The sequence below is a fragment of the Holdemania massiliensis AP2 genome, assembly GCF_000327285.1.
GTDB lineage: Bacteria > Bacillota_I > Bacilli_A > Erysipelotrichales > Erysipelotrichaceae > Holdemania > Holdemania massiliensis.
In genome coordinates this window covers 128465-149841 of record NZ_HE998569.1, presented here as the reverse complement: position 1 = coordinate 149841, position 21377 = coordinate 128465, and the positions used below count along the sequence as shown (strand labels likewise).

16 protein-coding genes and 1 pseudogene are annotated in these 21377 nt (G+C 44.9%); 8 read left to right on the top strand and 9 right to left on the bottom strand.

Annotated elements, in window-relative coordinates; all coding sequences use genetic code 11:
* The first annotated feature begins 2 nt into the window (after positions 1-2).
* Genes BN162_RS13055 through BN162_RS13045 form a run of 3 tightly spaced genes read left to right on the top strand, consistent with a single transcriptional unit; the run spans position 3 to position 2270 of the window.
* The gene (locus BN162_RS13055) at positions 3-773 is read left to right on the top strand and encodes a PTS mannose/fructose/sorbose/N-acetylgalactosamine transporter subunit IIC (RefSeq protein ID WP_020225572.1); all 771 of its coding nucleotides are present in this window, start codon (positions 3-5) and stop codon (positions 771-773) included.
* The gene (locus BN162_RS13050) at positions 766-1563 is read left to right on the top strand and encodes a PTS system mannose/fructose/sorbose family transporter subunit IID (protein ID WP_020225571.1); all 798 of its coding nucleotides are present in this window, start codon (positions 766-768) and stop codon (positions 1561-1563) included. The genes BN162_RS13055 and BN162_RS13050 overlap by 8 nt, the downstream gene beginning before the upstream one ends.
* Positions 1563-2270, top strand: coding sequence for an SIS domain-containing protein (locus BN162_RS13045; protein WP_020225570.1), 708 nt, complete (start codon positions 1563-1565; stop codon positions 2268-2270). Before BN162_RS13050 ends, BN162_RS13045 begins: the two co-directional genes overlap by 1 nt.
* Before the next feature lie 84 nt (positions 2271-2354).
* Here BN162_RS13045 and BN162_RS13040 read toward each other — a convergent pair whose 3' ends face one another.
* The 8 genes from BN162_RS13040 to BN162_RS13005 form a co-directional block, all read right to left on the bottom strand.
* Complete coding sequence (locus BN162_RS13040) at positions 2355-3530, bottom strand: DNA glycosylase AlkZ-like family protein (protein WP_020225569.1); 1176 nt, start codon at positions 3528-3530, stop codon at positions 2355-2357.
* Positions 3531-3788: 258 nt separating this feature from the next.
* Positions 3789-4328, bottom strand: coding sequence for a hypothetical protein (locus BN162_RS13035; RefSeq protein WP_020225568.1), 540 nt, complete (start codon positions 4326-4328; stop codon positions 3789-3791).
* A 98-nt stretch (positions 4329-4426) separates the two neighbouring features.
* Positions 4427-4864, bottom strand: a complete 438-nt coding sequence (locus BN162_RS13030) for a PD-(D/E)XK nuclease family transposase (RefSeq protein ID WP_020225567.1) — start codon at positions 4862-4864, stop codon at positions 4427-4429.
* A 365-nt stretch (positions 4865-5229) separates the two neighbouring features.
* The gene (locus BN162_RS13025) at positions 5230-6081 is read right to left on the bottom strand and encodes an HAD family hydrolase (RefSeq protein ID WP_020225566.1); all 852 of its coding nucleotides are present in this window, start codon (positions 6079-6081) and stop codon (positions 5230-5232) included.
* A 285-nt stretch (positions 6082-6366) separates the two neighbouring features.
* Complete coding sequence (locus BN162_RS13020; protein ID WP_020225565.1) at positions 6367-7725, bottom strand: Sapep family Mn(2+)-dependent dipeptidase; 1359 nt, start codon at positions 7723-7725, stop codon at positions 6367-6369.
* 264 nt (positions 7726-7989) lie between these two features.
* The gene (locus tag BN162_RS13015) at positions 7990-8577 is read right to left on the bottom strand and encodes a GNAT family N-acetyltransferase (RefSeq protein WP_020225564.1); all 588 of its coding nucleotides are present in this window, start codon (positions 8575-8577) and stop codon (positions 7990-7992) included.
* Between the two features lie 106 nt (positions 8578-8683).
* Complete coding sequence (locus BN162_RS13010; RefSeq protein WP_020225563.1) at positions 8684-10033, bottom strand: hypothetical protein; 1350 nt, start codon at positions 10031-10033, stop codon at positions 8684-8686.
* A gap of 171 nt (positions 10034-10204) precedes the next feature.
* The gene (locus tag BN162_RS13005; protein WP_020225561.1) at positions 10205-11857 is read right to left on the bottom strand and encodes an FAD-dependent oxidoreductase; all 1653 of its coding nucleotides are present in this window, start codon (positions 11855-11857) and stop codon (positions 10205-10207) included.
* Positions 11858-12005: 148 nt separating this feature from the next.
* Between BN162_RS13005 and BN162_RS13000 the strand changes: the two genes are divergently transcribed.
* Together BN162_RS13000 and BN162_RS12995 are read left to right on the top strand one after the other, a co-directional pair.
* Positions 12006-12734, top strand: coding sequence for a LysR family transcriptional regulator (locus BN162_RS13000; protein WP_020225560.1), 729 nt, complete (start codon positions 12006-12008; stop codon positions 12732-12734).
* Positions 12735-12943: 209 nt separating this feature from the next.
* On the top strand, positions 12944-16264 hold the full coding sequence (locus tag BN162_RS12995; RefSeq protein WP_020225559.1) for a DEAD/DEAH box helicase: 3321 nt from the start codon (positions 12944-12946) through the stop codon (positions 16262-16264).
* A 55-nt stretch (positions 16265-16319) separates the two neighbouring features.
* Here BN162_RS12995 and BN162_RS12990 read toward each other — a convergent pair.
* Positions 16320-16631: pseudogene (locus BN162_RS12990) on the bottom strand (exodeoxyribonuclease III); the annotation flags it as partial.
* A gap of 1002 nt (positions 16632-17633) precedes the next feature.
* On the opposite strand from BN162_RS12990, the gene BN162_RS12985 reads away from it, so the two are divergent.
* Genes BN162_RS12985 through BN162_RS12975 form a run of 3 tightly spaced genes read left to right on the top strand, consistent with a single transcriptional unit; the run spans position 17634 to position 21374 of the window.
* Entirely contained in the window at positions 17634-17885 is a 252-nt protein-coding gene (locus tag BN162_RS12985) for a single-stranded DNA-binding protein (RefSeq protein ID WP_020225556.1), read from the top strand.
* On the top strand, positions 17878-19131 hold the full coding sequence (locus tag BN162_RS12980) for a DNA cytosine methyltransferase (protein ID WP_020225555.1): 1254 nt from the start codon (positions 17878-17880) through the stop codon (positions 19129-19131). Before BN162_RS12985 ends, BN162_RS12980 begins: the two co-directional genes overlap by 8 nt.
* Entirely contained in the window at positions 19131-21374 is a 2244-nt protein-coding gene (locus BN162_RS12975; protein WP_020225554.1) for a sensor histidine kinase, read from the top strand. Before BN162_RS12980 ends, BN162_RS12975 begins: the two co-directional genes overlap by 1 nt.
* Positions 21375-21377: the final 3 nt, after the last annotated feature.

Sequence of the window (21377 nt, the reverse complement as noted above, 5' to 3'; positions counted from 1 at the left end):
TTATGATTCAACCTTGGCAAATCGCCTTAATCACACTGTATGCTTTCATTCAGCCGAACGAAACCCGCTCCTTCAACATCGGCTTAAGTATGCCGATTCTTGCCGGCTGGTTTACCGGCTTGCTTCTGGGCAATCCGCAGACCGGATTAATGTTGGGAGGCACGCTTCAGCTGATGACGCTGGGAGTCAATACTTACGGCGGCACCTCGATTCCCAATACCACCGTCGGCGCGATCGTCGGCACTGCTCTCAGTCTGAATTCTACGCCGGAGTTAGCTTTGGGCATTGCGATTCCTGTTGCTCTGTTGATGATTCAGCTGGATATCTTAGCCCGTTACGCTAATATTTTCTTTCTTCATCGGGCAGATCATTTTATCTCTGAACGTAATTATGATAAAGCTGCATTCCAAAACGTATTGGGTATGATTGCACCCGGGCTTTCCCGAGCAGTTCCGGTCTTTCTAGTTCTCTGCTTCGGACAGCCTTTCATTGAAGTTGTTATGGGCTGGATCCCGCAATGGTTTATGACTGGGCTGCAAGTCGCCGGCGGCGTCATTCCAGTAGTGGGTATCTGTATCCTTCTTAATTACCTCCCGACAATATCAAAGCTCCCATTTTTAATTCTTGGTTTTCTGATGGCCGCCTACTTAAAGATTCCGCTGATAGGTATCGCTGGATTCGGATTGGTCATTACTTTATTGGATTTCATGTATTCTCGGCAGGCTGATCAGCGCTGGGCAGCTATAAAAACTGGAGGTGATCTGGATGAGTAAACGTTTAACCAAGAAAGAACTCCGCCGGATTAATCTGCGTCACATGTTTGGTCTGCAGTTGGGGCATAACTACGAAAGAATGCAGGGAATGGGCTACTTCTACGCGATCTTGCCAGCGCTTAAAAAATTTTATGGGGATGATCCCGAAGCTCTGGACCGAGCCTGTCGGGCTCATATTCAATTTTACAACACCACTCCGCAGATGTCTGAAATCATCATTGGCATGAATTTGGCCATTGAAGAGGAAGAAGGCATTGCCGCTCTGGAAACAGCGACTTCTCTGAAAACAGCTTTAATGGGGCCGTTTGCCGGGGTTGGCGATGTTATCTTCGGCGTCATTGCCGGAACCATTTTCGGAGCGATCGCCGGCAACATGGCAATAGCCGGCAGTCCCGTAGGCATGGGAATTTGGGTGGCTTGGAATATCGCAGTCCTCTTCATGAGAACCAAGCTTTTCGACCTGGGCTATGCTCAAGGCGCTAAGCTGATTACGACCATGAAAGATCAATTAAATGCCATAACAAATGGTGCTTCGATTCTAGGTTTGATCGTGGTTGGTGCCTTAATCCCTTCGGTTGTCAAATTGAAAATTCCATATACTTTCCAATCTGGCGAAGTCATGTTATCCGTACAGGAAAATCTGGATAAAATCATGCCTTATTTACCGCAAGTCGTCTTGGTTGTGCTGTGCTACCGGCTTTCCAAGGTAAAAGGCATGACGGCAGGAAAGCTCATCTTTGTGGTGATGATCGGTGCAATTATCCTTTCTGCGCTGAAGGTGATCGGATGATGGAACGCAATCGTTACTTTGAAACTATTGAAAATTTGCTGAAGCGATTAGAAAACAGCCAGCGGGAATCCATTCATCAGGCTGCCGCTTTCATCGCCGACGCCATCATGGCCGGCGGAATTCTGCAATCATTCGGCAGCGGTCATTCCTATGCCGCAGCGATTGAGGTTGCGGGCCGGGCCGGCGGATTATTTGCAGCAAAAGTGATTAAAGATCCGGCGATGGGCATCTATGAAGTTCTTGAAGGCTCGGGTTCTATATTAATGCGGAAAGTCGAAGTCCTGCCTGAAGATGTGGTCATCATTATTTCCAATTCTGGCCGCAATCCTTTACCGATTGAAATTGCAATGAAAGTAAAGGCGGTTGGTGCAAAACTGATCGTCGTTACTTCTCTGGATGCCTCCAAAAAACTAACCAGCCGTCATAGCAGCGGAAAGCGGTTATATGAATTCGCAGATGTAATCCTAGATAATCTGTCAGTCGAGGGTGACGCCGCTGTCGCTGTCGATGGGCTGCCGGTTAATATCTGCGGAACCTCTTCCATCGCTGCTGCTGCGTTGCTTCAGGCAACCATTTTGGAAGCTGTTGAATTGATGTTAAAGCGAGGCTATACGCCGCCGGTTCGCCTCAGCGCCAATGTTGACGGTGGTACAGAACGCAGTCTGGAGATAGAAAAGCAATATAAACAGCGCATTTATCACCTTTAAACTATTCTATTTCCAAGAAACATCCGTCAGGCTTCTGATTATCCTAACGTGCTGAGTTCCTGTTAATCAGGATTTCAGCACTTTTTATTCATTTCTTTCGATTATCTCACATTCATGAAACCGCATAAATCGATCCAATGTCCGATCTAAAGCTGTCCGCAGCGCTTGACTGTCACGGATCCGCGGCTCCCGCCAGAATTGCTTTACAATCAGTTTTTTCTCTGCCGGTTTGCTTTCCAGTGCAATTCGGCCGACAAAGCGTTCTCCCCATAACACAGGCAGTACATAACTGTCATACTTTCGCTGCGCTTTCGGTGTATAAATTTCCCATTTATACTGGAAGCCAAACAGCTGCTCGATCAGCCGACGATCCCACAAGGCATTGTCCAGCGGACCTAGAAATTCCATACGTCTTCGGTATGGAGTTTCCTCATGTGCGCTTTCCAGAAAAGGCTGCGTTTCCCTCACTGCATAAAGCGGCTGATCCCACCCTTCAATGTTAACAGGAAAAATCCGCGCTTGTTTCAATAAGAGCTCAAATGCTTTCTGCCGCTCAGCACTTTTCATTTTCTCTATTCCCAGCCAGGCGTCGGAAGGACGGTTCCAGCATAAGCCTAAGGCACGAATCCGACGTTCAATCCGCCAAGCATAATACTCTGTTTCATCAGGAAAAGGATCGGATAGTGGATCTAATCCGGGAAATCGTTTTTCTGTCAGCTGATAGTATCGAATTGTTCCCTGACGATGGTGGATCACCACCTCACCCCGATAAAGCATCATTTCCAAAGCCACAGCCGCCAGCGAAGCTGTTCTTCCCCATACCCAAACTAGGTTTTCATTCCAATTCACATCCTGAGAACAGAGGATGGGATGGGTTTGCATAAAAGTCTTAATAGCTTGAATCGCAGTTTCAATTTGTTCAGTCACACGATGATATTCCATCGCTCTTCGACGTGTTCGGGCAAATTTCGGATAATCCCTTTGCGGATAAATCGCCATGTTTTTATCAAGGGCATCAATCAGCTGACAATCCTTATATAATAATGTTTCCAGCTGCCGTTTACGGTATCCGCGAACCCTGGCATGCAGCACCAAATCAGCATTCCTTCCGCAGATATCAATCGGATCAAATTGGAGGCAGCCCAATTGATCAATCAACATCAAAATATCAGCTTGGGTATGCCAACGATAAGGTCCCGACAAGCCTTGCCACAGCACATAGAATTGACAGGCTTGCTTTTGAGTTAATGTAAAATCCATAAATTTAATCCTCATCTATTATTACTTCTAGTTAATCACAAAGCAGAATATTTTTCAAGTTAAGATAAAATAATATTTCCTTAATTCTACCTATCAAATTAACAAACTAACTGAGATTTCAGATCAAAATTTACAGATCATAAATAAGCAAGCGACTACGTTATCACTTCCATTGCGCGTATAAAAGAACCGCAAGCATCCTTGTGCGCGGTTCTTTTGTAAATTCTTATGAATATGTGTTTTTTCTAAGGATTTCCCCTAATCCGGCGTAGTAACAAAAGTAAAAGTCTGACTTCTCTGATCTTTCTGATTCACGGCAGCGATCTGCCGCTGCAAATCTTCCGGTATCTGAATCTTATCTAAACGCAAAACAAAATCTTCCAGCGCTTCTGACTCTAAGCTGTCAATCAGCTTTGCATCCGCCTTGCTGAGTTTCATCCGCTGGCCTAATACGAATTGGATTAAGGTCCGCTGTCCTTCCAATTTTCCTTCTTCCTTTCCTTTTACAATCCCTTTCCCGTAGACTCTTTGTTCATCCAATTCATCAAATTTAGCCCGCATTCTGGCGATCGCTAAACTCGCGTCCCTTAAATAATCCCTTTTCTTCTCTTCCATCATCGCAATGATTTCCTCCTTTTCAATCAATTCCTGAATGATTCTCTGCTTCTTCTGCGCATGACTGAACCGAATCATATAGTGGATTTTCTCAGATATCCGCCATTCTTCTATCGGCTTCTTTTCCAACTTCTCCAATTTATCCATTTCCACCCACAGAATCCGACATTGTTCTTCTGCCATTCGTTCCCCCTTGATTTCGTGGAAAAATCGGTGAGGATGAAGATAATCCCTGCAGCTTTCTTTTATTTGCGGGATATGGTTGGTAATCATAACCTGAACTACCGGATCAAAATCATACTGATCCCCATCGAAAGCCGATCGGCTACAATTCGCGCCAGATAGCCTTGAGAGCGCAGCGATAAGGAATCGCTCATCTGATAATTCTGAATTTCCAGATTGACCCGCTGGATCCCGCCTTCATCCTCTTCCGTTTCGATAAGCAAATCAAATCGAATCCCTTTTTCATTACTGTGATCTTTTATCGGCTCCGTATTCTTAATATCGGCTCGGATAAGCCTGCACTGAAGCAGATCGGACAGATATGCGATCCTGATTCTTCGCGATCTTTCATCTTCCGAGCCGAAGGTATACCGAAAGACATCATTTTCGCGATAATCAAGGATCCTTAAGCGCTGAGGGGTTAGTGCAGGTGTTGGTGATGAAACAGAATCTTGCTTTAGAGCTTGTTTGCGAGGATAGTTTGAGTTTTCCGCCATCTTGAAGTCCTCCTGATATTAATATTGCGGAAAATCAGAAAAAGCCCCGCTAAAAATAGAAAAAACCGAATAACTTTCTTGAGTATCCTCTTACAAGATAATATTAACTCATTTGAGAGTGATATTCAATCTTTCCTCACCCTATCCGCAAAATAAAAAAACAGCCGAATGAAAACAAAACTGTCCTTGACTGTTTCTCTGCCTACTTTTCTATTTAATCTCATTTCCTTGAAGCCTTGGTTCTTCACTCTCGATACCCAGCCCTGTTTTGCCCTGAGTATCCAAGGCGGGATAAATTTTTCCCGTTCCGCCTTTCTTGTACAGCTTAAAGAAATGAAATCCTTTTCTGCTGCTTTACCCTTTTCCTATCTTTCTTTTTGCGGTGTTTTTTTCATCAATTTTTCCATCTGAATCCGAGCTTCCGTGTAATCAATGATGCTTTTAACAATTTTATCCAGCTCCCGATTCTCGCTGTAATCCGCGGGTGCGATAAAATCTGCCCGGTGATCGGCTACAAGCTGCTGCGCTGTCGCTTTCTTTTTATCTGAACCTTTGCCGAATACCGCTATCGACTTGCCGCCATTGACTGTCACTAACTTCATACACGGAACGTCGGTTAATCCATCGCCGATATAAATCATATTGGTAAAAGGAATGTCACGCAGCTGATCCGGTGTATACCGGTTGAGATCATTGTCATTGTTTTCATCCAGCACTCCCTTGTTGATGCGGAAGATATACTGCGTTTTCGTCGTGTAATTGACAACCGTAGCCGGCCAGACTGCAACACCGCTGGCGTTGTAGCAATACTTGCAGGCATAAATCTTCTTGAATTCCTTCACTATCGCGGTCCCTTCGATGATTTCAGTCAAACCCGAAGAAATGATAAAATGCTCAACTTCAATATTATGCAGCCGGCCATATTCATTCATTCGCCCAAACCACTTTTCCACACCGGGATACAGTTTTACATTCTTGCCTAAAGCGACAAAATCACTCCGGCGAATAGGTTGTCCCATCAGATTCGCCTTGTTAATCATCATGTACATGTACGTCAGAATTCCGTCCATCTTCTGACTTTCAGCCAAAGCGGTGACTTCACTCCAGAACTGCGCCGGTTCAATGCCTAACGACGGAATAAAACTGAACTCCTGCATATCTTTCGGCGATAAGGTCTTATCAAAATCATACATTATTGCCAGCTTCGTTGTTTTCAAACGCCATCCCTCATTTCTTGCTTTTCATTGTAGCATTATTTATAATATTTCTCCATGCTCATTGATCCATAAGAAAAACGGTATTCAATGCGGCCGAAGACAACAATGTCAGCTACCGCATTGCCGATGATAATACAATTGCGTTTTATTTTTACGACTGCGTAATAAAATTTTCAGCTGCAACGAGGATTTCCTCAGGCGATTGTTTATCTTAATTTCTCAGATTTCCCTTTGTCGAAAGCGAAAAAAGAAATCTCCAATCAATGAAGATTTCTTTCAGAATGATTAAGCTTCCAGCAATTTCATCAAGGCATGAACGTAGATTTCCGCCTGCTGAAGCAAACAATCAATCCGTACAAATTCATTGGCGTCATGAATATGACAATCCTCGCCTTCAAACTCGCAGCCGAAAGCAATGCAGTTGCGGATTCCTTTGGCATAGGTTCCTCCGCCCATCGTGATCGGCTTGGATTGATAATCCCCCGTCACTTCCTGATAGGCTTCTAAGAGCCGGGAAACCAATGGGGAATCGATTGGGAAAAACAACGGTTCTGTATGACTGCGGACGGTAATTTTACCCTTTGTTTCGGTGGCCATCGTCTTTTCAATCAGTTCAATAATCGGTTGGGATTTCATCGTCACCGGAAAGCGAATATCAATCGTTCCGCGAATTACCCCGTGATCCATCTGAATCAGACCATTGCTGAAGGTCAGCGGACCATACTCATCCGCTGTTTTGCAACCGCATCCCGCGCCATCGCAGCTTATACCAATTCGGCGGTTGTAGAATTCAACAAAGTCATCCTGCATTCCGGCTTCGGCTAACGCCGCCATCAGCTCGCCTATCGCATTGATGCCCAGCTTCGGCGTGCTGGCGTGAGCCGCTGTTCCATAGACGTCCACAATCAGATCGTCCTGATCCCGCTTAACTTCAAACGTTATCGGATGCTTTTCCAGAGCCGAGCGCAGCGCCGTTTCCGCGACCGCATCCTGACTGATGGTTAACGTACAGTGATTGCAGACTACATTGGAAGCAACGCCGCCGCGGATTTCCTTGATAGCCGTTTGCGTGCTTTCAAAGTCCAGCCCCAAGGCTCCTTTTTCTCCATGAACGCCGGGGAATGTACCGTCAGGCGTAAACCCCATGTCGATATGACCTTCTTTTTCCACATAATGCGCTAAGCACTTAGAGCCGTTTTCTTCGTTTGTCCCTAGGATCAGACGAATCCGTTTGTTCAGCGGAATCTCCATGTCCTTTAGAACTTTCATCGCAATCATGGAAGCCACTACCGCGCCCTTATCGTCACTGGTGCCGCGGCCATAAACCCGATCCTGATCCCGAGTCAATACAAATGGATCGGTATTCCAGCCCTCGCCGGCCGGAACAACATCCAAATGAGCCAAAACGCCGATTACCGATTCACCCTCGCCTATCTCAGCATAACCGGCATAATGATCCACATTTTTTGTTCTGAAGCCATAACCTTCCGCGATTTCCAGCGCCTTATCCAGACAGGCAGCAGGGACTTCGCCAAACGGTGCGTTCGGTTTGGCTTCTCCCTGAACCGAATTATAGGAAACCAGCTCTGCCAGATCCTTCAGCATCGCTTCTTCATAACTTTTTACCCGTTCCTTGATATCCATGTGATCCTTTCCTCCTGTTTTCTGTTTTTTAGTTTAGCACGTTTTCCCACATTCGCCAATGTCAAAGCTTTGATCTGAAAAAGCCTTAGTCCCATGGAAGGATGTTAAGCAACATCGCTCTCGGCTGATCCGCTCTTTCCGCTGCTTATCAAGATACGACACTGCAGGGATTGACAAAAATTCAATTCTGCGATCAGAAACCATGAGAGTTCAGCCTAGTTCCTGCCCGAAGAGCTGCACTGCATCTCAGCATGACAGCAGAAATCAGACGTCTTCTTCGACAAAATGAATCTCAGCATGATCCCAGTATTTCCTATAAACTCTGTCGTTTTGTCCATCAAGATTGATCTGATACATCCGAAAAGTAACGCCTAGGTCCTTCGGCTGCCATTGTTCTTCATAGGAATATTGATATTTCATTCCGATATTTTTCATCACACCTCCGCTTCGCGGATTGTTGCGGTCATGCGTTGCCGTAAGATAGGGAATGCCGTCTTTTTTCACCTGCTCGATCACAGCTTTCCCGGCTTCCGTCATGATCCCCTGATGCCAGAATTCCTTTCTCAAACCATAACCCAAATCGTGAGGTTCATCCATATCCACGCACAGATAGCCGATCGGATAATTATCCCGTTTCAGGCAGACAGCATAGGCATAAGCTTGCGGCAAAGCATACTTGGACGCATACCGTTTCTCAAAGAAGGCGCGGGCTTCCTCCCTGCTTTTTAACGGGAAACAGGGCAGGAATTGATTGACTACCTCATCACTGTAAATCTGATATATCGCTTCCATGTCATCGGCGGTAAACTTTCTTAATCTTAACCGTTCTGTTTCAAGTGTTGGTGTATTCATTTCTTCCTCCTGTTTCCCTTAAGTCATCCTGTCTGCCTGTTCCGTTTCCCAGCTATTGTCAGCTTGCGGAAAAATAGTAAACTTTTATGCTGCAGATCAACTCAGTTCAACGCAGTGGCTTTTGATAGACCAGCCGATATAGCTGGGATGCGTCGGCATTGGGCTCACAGGCCGTTTCCCAAATCACCAAAGGACAGTCTTCCGCCTGCAGCGTTTCCTGGATCATCGGCAGGTAATATTCATTGCCTTGATCATCGCGGACAAAGGCTGAATTTTCAATTTCAGTCACTTGGACATATTGTCGGATCAGACGCTGGCCTTCAGTGCGCTCATTAAGAACTAACGTCATTGGTGCCTCGTACGGCGCTTGTTCTTCCCCCATCCCATAGGCTCCGCGGATCAGCACATAACCCTCTAGTGTATCTGCATCATAGCGAATGCCATCCTGATCAAAAGAATTCAGGGACAGCGTTCGACCCAGCAGCGCTTGGGAAGCCTCCTCCAGATCCGTGATCTGGATCACCGCCAACAGATCATCCGCTGCGGCCTGGGGAAGGTTAAGTGAGATCGTCTCATTCCCGGCGGTTGCAGCCGTGCAGCTTAAAGTCGGCGAAGATCCCTCACAGACATAGGTCTTCACCGCGGCCATCAGCGTTAACATGACGGACACATCAGCCTCTATCTGAGCTGGATCGCTAAATTCCTTGCCTAACAGAGCCGCGAAGTAAAAAGCAACCTCATCGGGCGGCAGAGTTGGATTCAACTCACCGGTATAAAGCGTATACGTTGTCGCGGAGGATTCTTCTTTAAATCCGTTTGATGCCTGCGAATAGGTTTTCTGTTCAGCATATTCGTAATCCTGTGTATTCAGATAGACTGTTCGCAGCTCAAATAATGCTTTGTCGGCTTGTTGGCGTGCTTGTTCAATCTGATCCTGCTGCAGCTTGGCGGCTTGCTGGACGGCTTTTGCTAAAGCGGGGCTGACGCGCTCATCCGGAGCCTCCACCGGCCAGCGTGTTGTTTTGGTTGAAGTCGTTACCGCAGCGGTGCACGAAGCTTGAAAACCATCGCAGATCAGTTCCAGATAAGCCTGTTTTGTTACCCCCTCTTCCTGATATTCCACGAGTTGTTGGTGAGTATAATTCACCTCCACCGTATCGTTAACCGGATCCCAGATTAAAAACGGATGATCGCGATTCTCTAGGTAGAGAACAATCTGATTTTTAACGTTGCGCCATAATTCAAAGGGTCGGGCTACGCCTAGATCATCCGTAAAAATAGCGGCCTTATCCAATCGCTGAAACATCTCAAACATCGCCGCATTCGTCAATTTTGTTCCCGCAAGACGTTCGGTTTCAGGACTTGCGGAAGGGACCACGGCGGTCTCAGCCGGGGATTGGGCACAACCCGTGAATAGAACACAAGCTGCGATGACAGCCCATAATTTATGTTTCATCCGTATTCCTCCTCGCTTCCCATCAGTCGGGAAATTCTGTTGCCTTTATTATATCAGATTCCGCTTTGGGAATGGATGCAATCCCAAGATTTGTCAGAAAGCCGAAAGAAAACGATCCGCCGTTTCCGAATTGATCAGAAACCAACGAATCGTTGATCAAATTGACGATTTTTATTTTGAAGCCAAGGTTTTCGCTACGTTGTAGCCGAAAGTGATGCAGCGGCTGTGGGAGATGCAGTTGAGATTATGCGGATAAGTTCCGTGGAACATTGAACCGGAAACGTTGCCAATCGCATACAGACCTTCGATGACGTTGAATTCCGTATCCAGTACTTCGGAGTTGGGCGTTACCTGCAGTCCCCCGGCCGTACACAAAGCGGCTGCCCCTTCCAGGTTGGCATAGAACGGCGCGGTTTTAATCGGATGCATCATGCTCGGCAGCATGTGGAAATCGCTGTCCTCACCGGCTTCGCACATTGCATTCCAATGCTCAATCGTTTCGACAAAGGCTTCCGCCGGTACGCCCATCAAACCCGCCAGTTCTTCCAGAGTATCCGCTTTTAAGGCATTCTCACTGGTTGCCGCACCGACCCAGACTTCCTTCGGTCCATAGCAGGAGGAAGACGGCGTCCACATCTTGTTGATCGCATTGGCCGCATCGCCGTCGGTAATGTACCAGTTGATGCCGCCTGGCTGATTCTGCATTGCCAGCGCCAGATGATTGTATGGTTCATATTCCGGCGTGAACCGCTTGCCCAGCTTATTGACGCGCAGATAAGGCATTAACTGAGCAGGATCGAGCATCAGCGGATGCGGATATTCATCCTCGATCGCTCCGATCGCCTTGCCCATTTCATGACCGTCGCCGGTATTGGAGGCGGTTCCGTTCATCCAGTGATTCAGAGCCAGATCCCGCGGACGGCAGCATTCCTTCAGCTTGGTTGGATTAAACTCATAACCGCCGGTCGCCAGGACAACTCCCTTAGCGCATAAATACTTGACGTAGCCTTCTGCCGTTTTGGCGATGACGCCGACGACCTTGCCGTCCTCTTTGATCAGCTGGCAGGCTGGCGTTTCCATCAGCACTTCCGCTCCCGCTTCCTTGACTTTGTTTGTCAGCAGCTCCACGATTTCATTCGGCGCCATAGGAATGTTGATCGACGTATTCCAGGAACGGCTCAGCGAGGTTTTATCATACGGATCATAGAAGTCCGGGAAATCCCCAGCCGCAAAAGTCAGCTTGAAATCGTCATCCGGCAGCGCGAACAGATCGAGAAACCAGTTGATCGCTTCTTCCTGGGTATCGATCCACCGTTGATAAATTGCCTGATTGCCGTAGAACATCGAGTTGACCATCGCGTCATCCAGCCATTCCTGGGTATCAAACTGAACGCCGTATTTTTTGTGAATTCGATCCGTCAGACCGCCGATCGTCGCCGAACGGTAAGTCCCAACCTGACCTTTTTCTAGGACAACGGTTTTCAATCCCTGTTCAGCACTGGCAATCGACGCCGCAAAACCAGCCGGCCCCATGCCGCAGACGACAACGTCCACATTCTCCGTTCTTACGATTTCCCCCTCGGCAATCGGTTCCTTGACAAAGGCAACAACGCCTTCCATCGGAACATTCGGCTCTAACGCCTCGACGGCCGGCCAGCTGTTAGTGGAAGCAGAAACCGGATCACAGGGCGGACATTCCTGTTTTTCCGGTGTGGAAGCACAACCGCCTAACAATCCGGCAGCCGCAACGCCCAATGCTCCAGCCGCAGTTCCTCTGAGGAAATCACGACGGCTGATGCCTTTGATTTTGTTTGAATTTGACATACTTTCCCTCCTGTTTGTCATTTCTTTTTCCATTATAAAAGGCTTGTTTGTGAATTGACAAACAGATAAAAGTTAGGGGATACAACTTTTTATTGTAGCCCCTATCAGTTTATGATAAGCTGAAATCAACAAAAGGAGACCCTTGTGCATGAATCCGAAACAACTGCACTGCTTCATCACGGCTGCCCAAGAAGGCAGTTTTTCCAAAGCGGCAAAAAAACTTTACCTGTCCCAACAGGCTTTAAGCAAAACCATAGATAAGCTGGAAGATGAGCTGGATGTGCCGTTATTCATTCGCGGCGTTGCCGGACTGCAGCTGACGCGCTATGGCGAAGCGCTGCGGCAGTCTGCCTTTCCTTATCTGCAGATGCATGACAACATCATTTCTGATCTTCAGGCGATGAAAAACGAAAGTCCCAAAACCCTGTCATTGGGCTATCCGACGGGCTTGTTAATCAACTTCCCCGATGATTTTCTGACCCGTTTCATCACCGCGCACCCAGACGTTGATTTTCAGATTTACAGCGCGCCGGATGATTCCTACAATCGTTCGCTGCAGTCCAGTGAAATGGATATTTATTTCTGCACGATGCTTTACAATGCCCCGATGGTGCAGGTGCAGTATCACTACCGGCATCCCGTTTTTGCGGTTTTAAGCAAGGATCATCCGCTGGCCGCCAAGCCGTCTCTGTCGCTTGCGGATTTTCGCGGACAGAAACTGATCGGTCTGAATACTGAGAATGCCTTGAATACACACATGGAACAGGTTTGTCAGAAACAGGGCTTAAAACCGACGATCATCTTATCCCCAGCGGAAATGAGCCTGGTTTTTAAGCTGATTGAAAGCACGCACTGCGTCAGCTTTTTTTGGCAGTGATTCGATTCCCCTGCCATCCTCCATTGTCAAGCGGCCGATTGACGATCTTGATTTGGATTATGAATTCCTGATCATCACCCACAAAAATGCCCCAGTTACACCGATCATGGAAGAATTCATTCGCTACACCCGCAGTTTCTTTTAGAAAAATACAATTCTTATTTTCTTTCTGAGAATATTTTAATTACAATATAATCGAGGAAATAGTTATGAAAAAAGTAACCTATACAATCAGTGATCAAACCATTCGTCATTTAGTTCCACGCCTGCATGACCCCATGACACGCTTTACCCGCGCTGAAAATTATTATTTACAGCAGATCATCGTCGACAGCCCGGATCATCAGACTGTCCATGTTTTCGGCAGCTTTAAAACCTTCTACAGTGATGTATACGCCAGTCTGACTTTAACCAAAACCCAGATCCGCTACAGCTGCAGCTGCTCGGAATGTTCGCAGCAATCCGGCTGTACCCATGTGGCAACATTGTTAAGTTGGGTTAAGAGTGAAATGAAAGAACTGGAAGTTCCTTATGTCATGCTGCCTAAGCGGATCTCTGACGACTGGCCTGCTTTTACCGAGTTATTTGTTCCCACAGATAGTTTGATTGACCATAAAGAAGAACTGATCAGAAAGAACGAAGAGAAAAACCTGCAGGCACAGCTTCAGTATGTTGCGAATATCATTCAGATTCGCAAAGAAACTCAACTTCAGCAGCTTTATCCTTCCAAAACAGTTGGATCTGTGCGAATCGAGATCATGCTGATGCTCTATCGCCGCAGTTCTTTGTCAGCCTCAAGTCATATCTATTATTTAGCTGACTTCAAGGTCGGTCGGTCCAAAATGTATGTCATCCGCAGCCTTCCGGCGTTTTTATACCGGATCGATGATGGAGAATTCTACAGCTATGGAAAACAGCTGGAATTTGATCATAGGCTGGAAAATTTCACACCCGATGCGCAGAAGATCATAATAATGCTTCAGTGTTCATTAAGTACAATGGGACGAACGACTTCCAATGAACGTTCCTGGGTTATTGATGACGAAAACTTAGATGATTTTTTTGCCACGATGTCGTCGCTGGAAGATCCATCCGCTTGTTCTGTCATTGTGGAGAGAAAAGATCTTGCCCTGTCCTTCACTTTTGAAGAAAAGACCTTGGGGCAGATAACTTATTATCAACTCAGCCGCAAAAAGGCCGAGGACATCAAAATCACCGAGCACGGGTTTTATCAAATTACAGGCCGCCGCCTGGTAGGTCTGAGCGCAGAGCATCCGGAAGTCTTGATGGAACTTTGGAATATCACTCAAACGCCGCTGATCATGGCATCGGATCAGCTTTCGGATTTTATCCAACTCTATATCGAACCGAATCTCAAGCAGCTAAAAGTCAGCGGGCTGGATATTCAGCCCTACCTGCAAAGCGCAGAACAGATTCAGTTTTATTTAGATTTAAATGAGGATTGGGAGATTACAATCATGCCGGTATTGTCTGTAAATAACCAACGAGTTTATTTATTCGATGGACAAAAGCGGACGTTATCCTTGAAAGCAGCCTCGCTTGAAGCTTGGCTGAGTCAGGAAGCCTGCCGAATCGACCTCACACAGTATCACGCAGTGATTGCCGCTGATGCTTCTGTCACTTTTGTCCGAGCCGGAATCGATCAGCTGAAAACGCTGGGCGAAGTCTTTATCTCCCAACGGCTGCGGCGCTTCCAGGAAAAACGAAAGCTGAATCTTCAGGTCGGTGTCCGCGTGGAATCTGATCTTCTGCACGTCAGCTTTAAAACGGAAGGTCTGGATGGCGATGAGCTGCGTCAGCTGCTGAGTGCTTATCATCGTAAGAAACGGTATTACAAGCTTTCTGACGGCAGTATGATCGATTTAGAAAACAATCCGGAAATGGAACAGTTGGAACAGTTGGACAGACGCCTGCATTTAGATGACTGCCGTTATATCAACGGCGAATATTGTCTGGAAACGGCTCAGGCGCTGCGGCTGGAATCGCTGCCGGAACAATTTGCCTCAATTCAGTTAGAACGGCAAGCCAGCTTTGAACAGCTGATCCGCGCCTTTCATCAGGAAGAAACCGTCGGTCTGCCCGAACATTTCACCTCAATCCTGCGCGATTATCAGAAAGCGGGTTTTTACTGGTTGAAAAAGCTGGAACAGCTGAATATGAACGGGATTTTAGCGGATGATATGGGATTGGGCAAAACCGTCCAGGTCATCGCTCTGCTGGAAAGCAGCCGTCAGAAAGGCCGTCATTCGTTGGTTGTCTGTCCTTCATCCTTAGCGCTGAATTGGCAGGCTGAGGTTGCCAAATTTGCCCACCAGCTTTCCTGCCAAGTCATTCTGGGACCGGCGGCCGTCCGGGCGGCCATGATCGCCCAGATTGATCAATATGATCTGAGTATTACAACCTATGATTATTTGAAACGGGATATTGAACTGCTTCAGAATCAGTCGTTTTATACCGTCATTCTTGATGAAGCCCAGGTAATTAAAAACCAACGGACAAAAAATGCCAGCAGCGTCAAACAGCTGCAAGCTCAGCACCGTCTGGCTCTGACCGGAACTCCGATTGAAAACAGTCTGGCTGAATTGTGGTCAATCTTTGACTTTTTGATGCCTAAATTCTTATTCAATTATCATTACTTCCAACAAACCTATGAGCGTCCGATTGTGATTGATCATAATGAAGCAGTCAGTCAGGAATTGAAGAAACTCGTTGAACCGTTCATTCTTCGCCGAACTAAAAAAGCGGTGCTGAAAGAGCTGCCGGAAAAGATCGAGACGCTGTATACGATTGAATTCAGTGAAGAAGAATGGCCGGTCTACCTCGCTAATCTGGCACAGGTCAGCACTCAACTGAAGGCCCAGCTGAAAACAGAAGGCCCGGATCGCTTTATGGTCTTAGCGATGCTGACAAAACTGCGTCAACTGTGCTGCGATCCTCGTTTAGTTTACGAAGAGTTCAAAGAACCGGGCAACAAGATGAAAGCCTGTCTTGAACTGATCGAAAGCTTAGCTGAAAGCGGAAAGAAAATCTTGTTGTTTTCTTCCTTTACCTCGATTCTCGATGCCTTAAAGACCGAACTGGATGCCAGAAGCATTGCCAGCTATACGCTGCAGGGCAGTACCGCTAAGGAAGAACGGCAGCGTTTAGTCAATATGTTTCAAAGTGATGCAACACCTGTCTTTCTGATCTCACTGAAAGCTGGGGGTTCAGGATTAAATCTGACCGCTGCCGAAGCCATCATCCACTACGACCCCTGGTGGAATCTCAGCGCCCAAAATCAGGCCACGGATCGGGCCTATCGGATCGGACAGGAAAAAGCGGTTACGGTCTACAATCTGATCATGAAGGACAGCATTGAAGAAAAAATCGTGAAGCTGCAGCAGGAAAAGAAAAAACTGTCCGATGTCTTTGTCGAGGACAGTCATGGCAGTATTGCCGGGATGTCGGCTGAAGAAATGCTGGATTTATTCGCCTTGCCGGAAAGCGCCACTTCCCAACCGAATCAATAGCGTGAAAAGGAGCGAACAAGAAGAAAGATTCTTCCGATCGCTCCTTTACTTTGAATTAAAAGTCAATTTCAATGCCGACCGGGCAATGGTCAGAACCCAGAATATGACCATAGATCACACTGTCTTTCACCTGTTTCATCAACGCTTGGGAAACGATGAAGTAGTCGATCCGCCACCCGACATTCTTAGTCCGGGCTTGAAAGCGGTAAGACCACCAGGAATATTCGATTTTTTCAGGATATAAGGTGCGGAAAGTATCCGCAAATCCCAGGCCTAACAAATCCCGCATCTTCTGTCGTTCCTGATCGGAAAAGCCCGGATTGAAATGATTGGTTTTGGGATTCTTCAAGTCAATCTCCTCCACCGCTGAAATATACAGATGAAATTTTGGGGAAAAGTGGAAGATAAACGCCTCATTGATGATAAGACAAGTCAACTCCTGATGCAAAGATACGGAGTCTACCTATTGAAAATAGTGATTGACTGATACATCATCTACACCAGCACTAGGGACGTTAGGAAGATGAACAGAACCCTTTTCTCCATCGGCCTCGAAATAATGGCAAAGAATTCCATCGCAGAAGGCTACGCTTATCACGCGGATATCCTAGAGATACAGGAAAGGCTGGAGCAGATATGGTAGATACAAAGACACATGCTATCAAATCGACGCTGGAAAAGAAAATTGACAATACGGGAAGTCGTTTCCGCCTATGGCTGTATAGCTGAGACCGCATAACGAAAGAGTTTCCCCGCTTTTTGTCATTTTGAACAATATCAAAGGCATTCAAAGAGCCAGATTCGCGCATTGGACGGTTCTGAACAATCTGAAACAGATCACTAGAGTCATGTTTTTCCTAGCCAAACACAAGATTGACAGTAATGGCTAGTTGGAGGATCGACTATCGGTATTCACCAAATGGAAGGATCCCGTCTACGCCAAGATAAAGAATATATAGGCAAAAAGTGCAGAGCCTACCCTTATGATAAAACATGACCCCACCTGTCAAAAGCTAAACCCACTCTACGACCAATACAAGCTGGCTGAAGATAAAGAGAAATTCCTACGACGACACGAAAGTTTAATTACCCTGATTTGAAGCTATTGCCTAGGAACTGAAACACCTAGGCATCGTTCTGCTACCGACAGCCGAGAAAACAAATGCAGAGATCGCAGTCCCGAACACAAGGAAGGAAATAATGCCATTAAGCAGAATACAAATATACTGTCTGCCGTACCTATAGCAGAAATCACAAGAATTCATTTTAAAATGTGATTATTTTCAATCCTGTTATTGTAATTGTTGACAAGCTTGTATATAATAATATCAATATCGTTATTAGAATTAGCAACTAGGGGGATGCAATTATGTCTGATATAAATATTTTACTAGAAAACGCTGTAAATGAAACCGCAAAATTAAGCGATGGAGAAGTTTTTTTACTCCGTGATCTTTTTAAGGGATATGAGTGGAATCGTATATCAAGAAGTAACCGTTTATTATTAGGCACTTTGTTTTTGAACAAAATAAGCAGTGAGAATCTTGAAATTATAGCAAGTACAAAAACATCATCTGGACAACAAAAATACCTGATTATAAGGAGTAATCCCCATGCCTAACTATCTGGATATTTTTGCTGGAGCTGGTGGGTTATCGGAAGGATTTATACGAGCTGGCTATGAGCCTATAGCACATATTGAAATGGATAAGGCGGCTTGTTATACATTAAAAACGAGATTAGCGTATACATGGTTATCAGAACACCAAGAATCCGCAACATACATGCAATATTTGAAGAAAGATATAACTCGCAAAGAATTATATGATACGATTCCCGAAAGACTGCTAAAAAGCGTATTAAACTATGAGATTTCAAACGATAATCTGAAAGAGATTTTTCAAAAGGTCGATCGACTCCTTAACGGGGTAACCTTAGACTTAATTGTGGGTGGTCCTCCTTGCCAAGCATACTCTTTGGTCGGACGAGCTCGTGATGAAAATGGAATGGTCGGAGATTCAAGAAACTATTTATATATTTTGTATGCAGAGTTTTTGCGAAAATATCGTCCTAGGTATTTCGTTTTCGAAAATGTTACCGGCCTTCTTTCGGCTAAAGATACTGATGGTGAGCTTTACTTTGATAAAATGCGTCGATTGTTTAAAGAATGTGGGTACTCTATTGAATACAAACAATTAAACGCTAAAGATTACGGAGTTCTTCAAAACAGAACGAGAATTATACTCATCGGTAAATACGGTCAGCATGAAGGATTCTATCCCAATATACCTAAAGTTACGAACGACTATACAGTAGAAGAAATTTTTAAAGATTTACCTAAAATTAAAGCAGGAAAAGGAACATATGGTTTAATGCCGACGCTACATTATAATGGCAAATACTTATTTGATGCAAAAATCAAAGAACAGGATTTAGCGTCAGTTACCTTACATTGTGCACGTCCGCATACATCTCAAGATTTAAAAATTTATAAAAAAGTTGTTCAACTTTGGAACAAAGAAAAAAAACGGCTCAATTACACTGATTTGCCTAAGAAACTGCAATCTCAAAAAAATTTAGATTCATTTTTGGATCGCTTCAAAGTGGTTGCTTCAGATCTACCTTACTCTCAGACGGTTGTTGCTCACATCGCCAAAGATGGCCATTATTTTATTCATCCTGACCTTAAGCAAAACCGCTCCCTTACTCCTAGAGAAGTTGCAAGATTACAAACTTTTCCTGACAACTACTACTTTGAGTCTGCATCTGGGCGTCCTTCGCGAACAGCCGCCTTTAAACAAATTGGAAATGCAGTTCCAGTTCTTTTAGCTGAAAAAATCGCTACTGCTTTACTGGAGGTCTGGTAATGGAAACTCAGAAAAAAACAAACATTACTGAAATCGAAAAACGCCTTGAAGAGTTACGGACTGAAAAAGAGGAATTACTGCAAGCTGCTTCTGAAATTGAAGGAGCTTATCTGAGTTCCTATGAGATTCGACCTGCTGGTCGGCATGTTCTCACGATTGGTGAGGATCTTATTCAAGATCAATATGCTGCTATTGTTGAACTTGTTAAAAATTGTTATGATGCTGATTCTCCGGATGCTCTGATTGTTTTTCGTGGTATTCCTGAAGAAGATTGCCTAGAAATACGTGTTGAAGATCACGGTCATGGTATGTCTACAAAAGATATTATCAATAAATGGCTTGTGCCTTCTACAGATTACAAACTGAGCTCACGCAAAAGCCCTCTTGGACGCACAATGCAGGGGCGCAAAGGCATAGGGCGATATGCAGCAAGCATATTAGGTGATGATTTAAAACTTCAAACAGTAGATGTTTCTGGTGTTGAAACCATTCTGTACATTCAGTGGCAACAGCTAGCACAGTATCAGTATTTAGATCAAATTCAAGTTCCTATAATGACGAAACTAACAGACAGAAAACCAGGGACCATTTTAACTATACATTCTCGGTTGAGTAAAAATGATTATTGGACTGAAAAATCCTTTAAGAAGTTGCGTTTTGAATTAAAAAAGTTAATTCCTCCTAAAGCGGATGGCACGTTTGATACTAGTTTTGAGATTACTCTTTCGTTTGATAACTTCTTCTTAAACGAAGATGATAATGGAAGCGAAACTATAAAACCGTATCCTATTTTAGATTTTTATGATTATCGCATCAGTGGGGATATTTCTTTTGATGGTTCTGGCACATTGAGATATGAAAACAAAAAAATTAAGAATGGTGCTGTCGAGCACATTTCGTTTGATTACGGTCTTACTGGTTGTGGGGCACTTACGATTGATATCCGTGTCTACGATCGTGATAAAGATGCAATCGATCAGTTAATTTCAAGAGGACTCCAAGATGAAAGTGGGGATTATGTAAGCAAGCAGCAAGCACGTCAATTGCTTAATGACGTAAACGGCATTGGTGTATATAGAAATGGTTTTAGAATTCGGCCATTAGGAGATGCAGATTTTGACTGGCTTAAGTTAAATGAGCAACGTGTTCAAAATCCATCCATGAAAATTGGTAGTAATCAAGTAGTTGGTTATGTACACGTTGAATCTGAAGAAGACTCCGGCCTTGAAGAAAAAAGTGCACGAGATGGATTAAAAAATAATGCTGCATACGATGCGTTGAAAAAAATAACTTGTGCAGTCATTATGGAACTCGAACAGCGGCGCTTTATATTTAGAAGAAAGTTAGGATTATCGAATCCTACCAAAAAGCTGGAGCGACAATTAGAGGGGTTATATGATTATGCTCCTTTGAAAAAATCCGTGTCAACAACGCTAGAAAAAGCGGGAATGCCTGTTCCTATTATTGAAGAAATCACAGATATCATTTCCAAAGAAGAACATAAGAAGAATGAAGCCATTGAAGAAATTAAGCGTGCAGTTGCAGTATATCAAGGTCAAGCGACTCTTGGTAAAATTATTAACATTATCCTACATGAAGGCCGTCGTCCTCTTAATTATTTTAAGAATCAAATTCCAAATCTTCGCTACTATGGAGAGCGATTTGCGCTGAAGAAGGATGAAGACTCTTATAGTGAGATTGTCCGTCTTACTAGTGGTATCTCGGATAATGCTGGAATTTTTGTAAATTTGTTTGGACGATTAGATCCTCTTTCTGCGAAGCGTCGCGAGACCAAAAGCGAGTTTTTGCTGCATGACGCTTTATGTGGCGCAGTGGCCGTATTTGACAAAGAATGCCAAGATAAAGGAATTCAAATTGATCTTGATTGTCCCAGCGATATCAAACTTATCGGTTGGAAACAAGATATCTACACTATTATGGTAAATCTGCTTGATAATAGTTTATTTTGGATTGTTGAAAAAGAGTGTGATGAACGTAGTATAAACATTGTAGTAAGAAAAGCAAATGCAGGTTTTACTCTTGACTATACTGATTCTGGTCCTGGCATTAGTGATGACCTTCTGGAAAGTGGAGTAATTTTTGATCCAGAGTTTACAACTAAACCTCATGGAACTGGGTTGGGTCTGTCGATTGCGGGAGAGGCTGCAACAAGAAATAGTTTGACACTTACTGCTGTACATAGAGATAACGGTGCCCATTTTATTCTGGGCACCAACGAGTGAGGT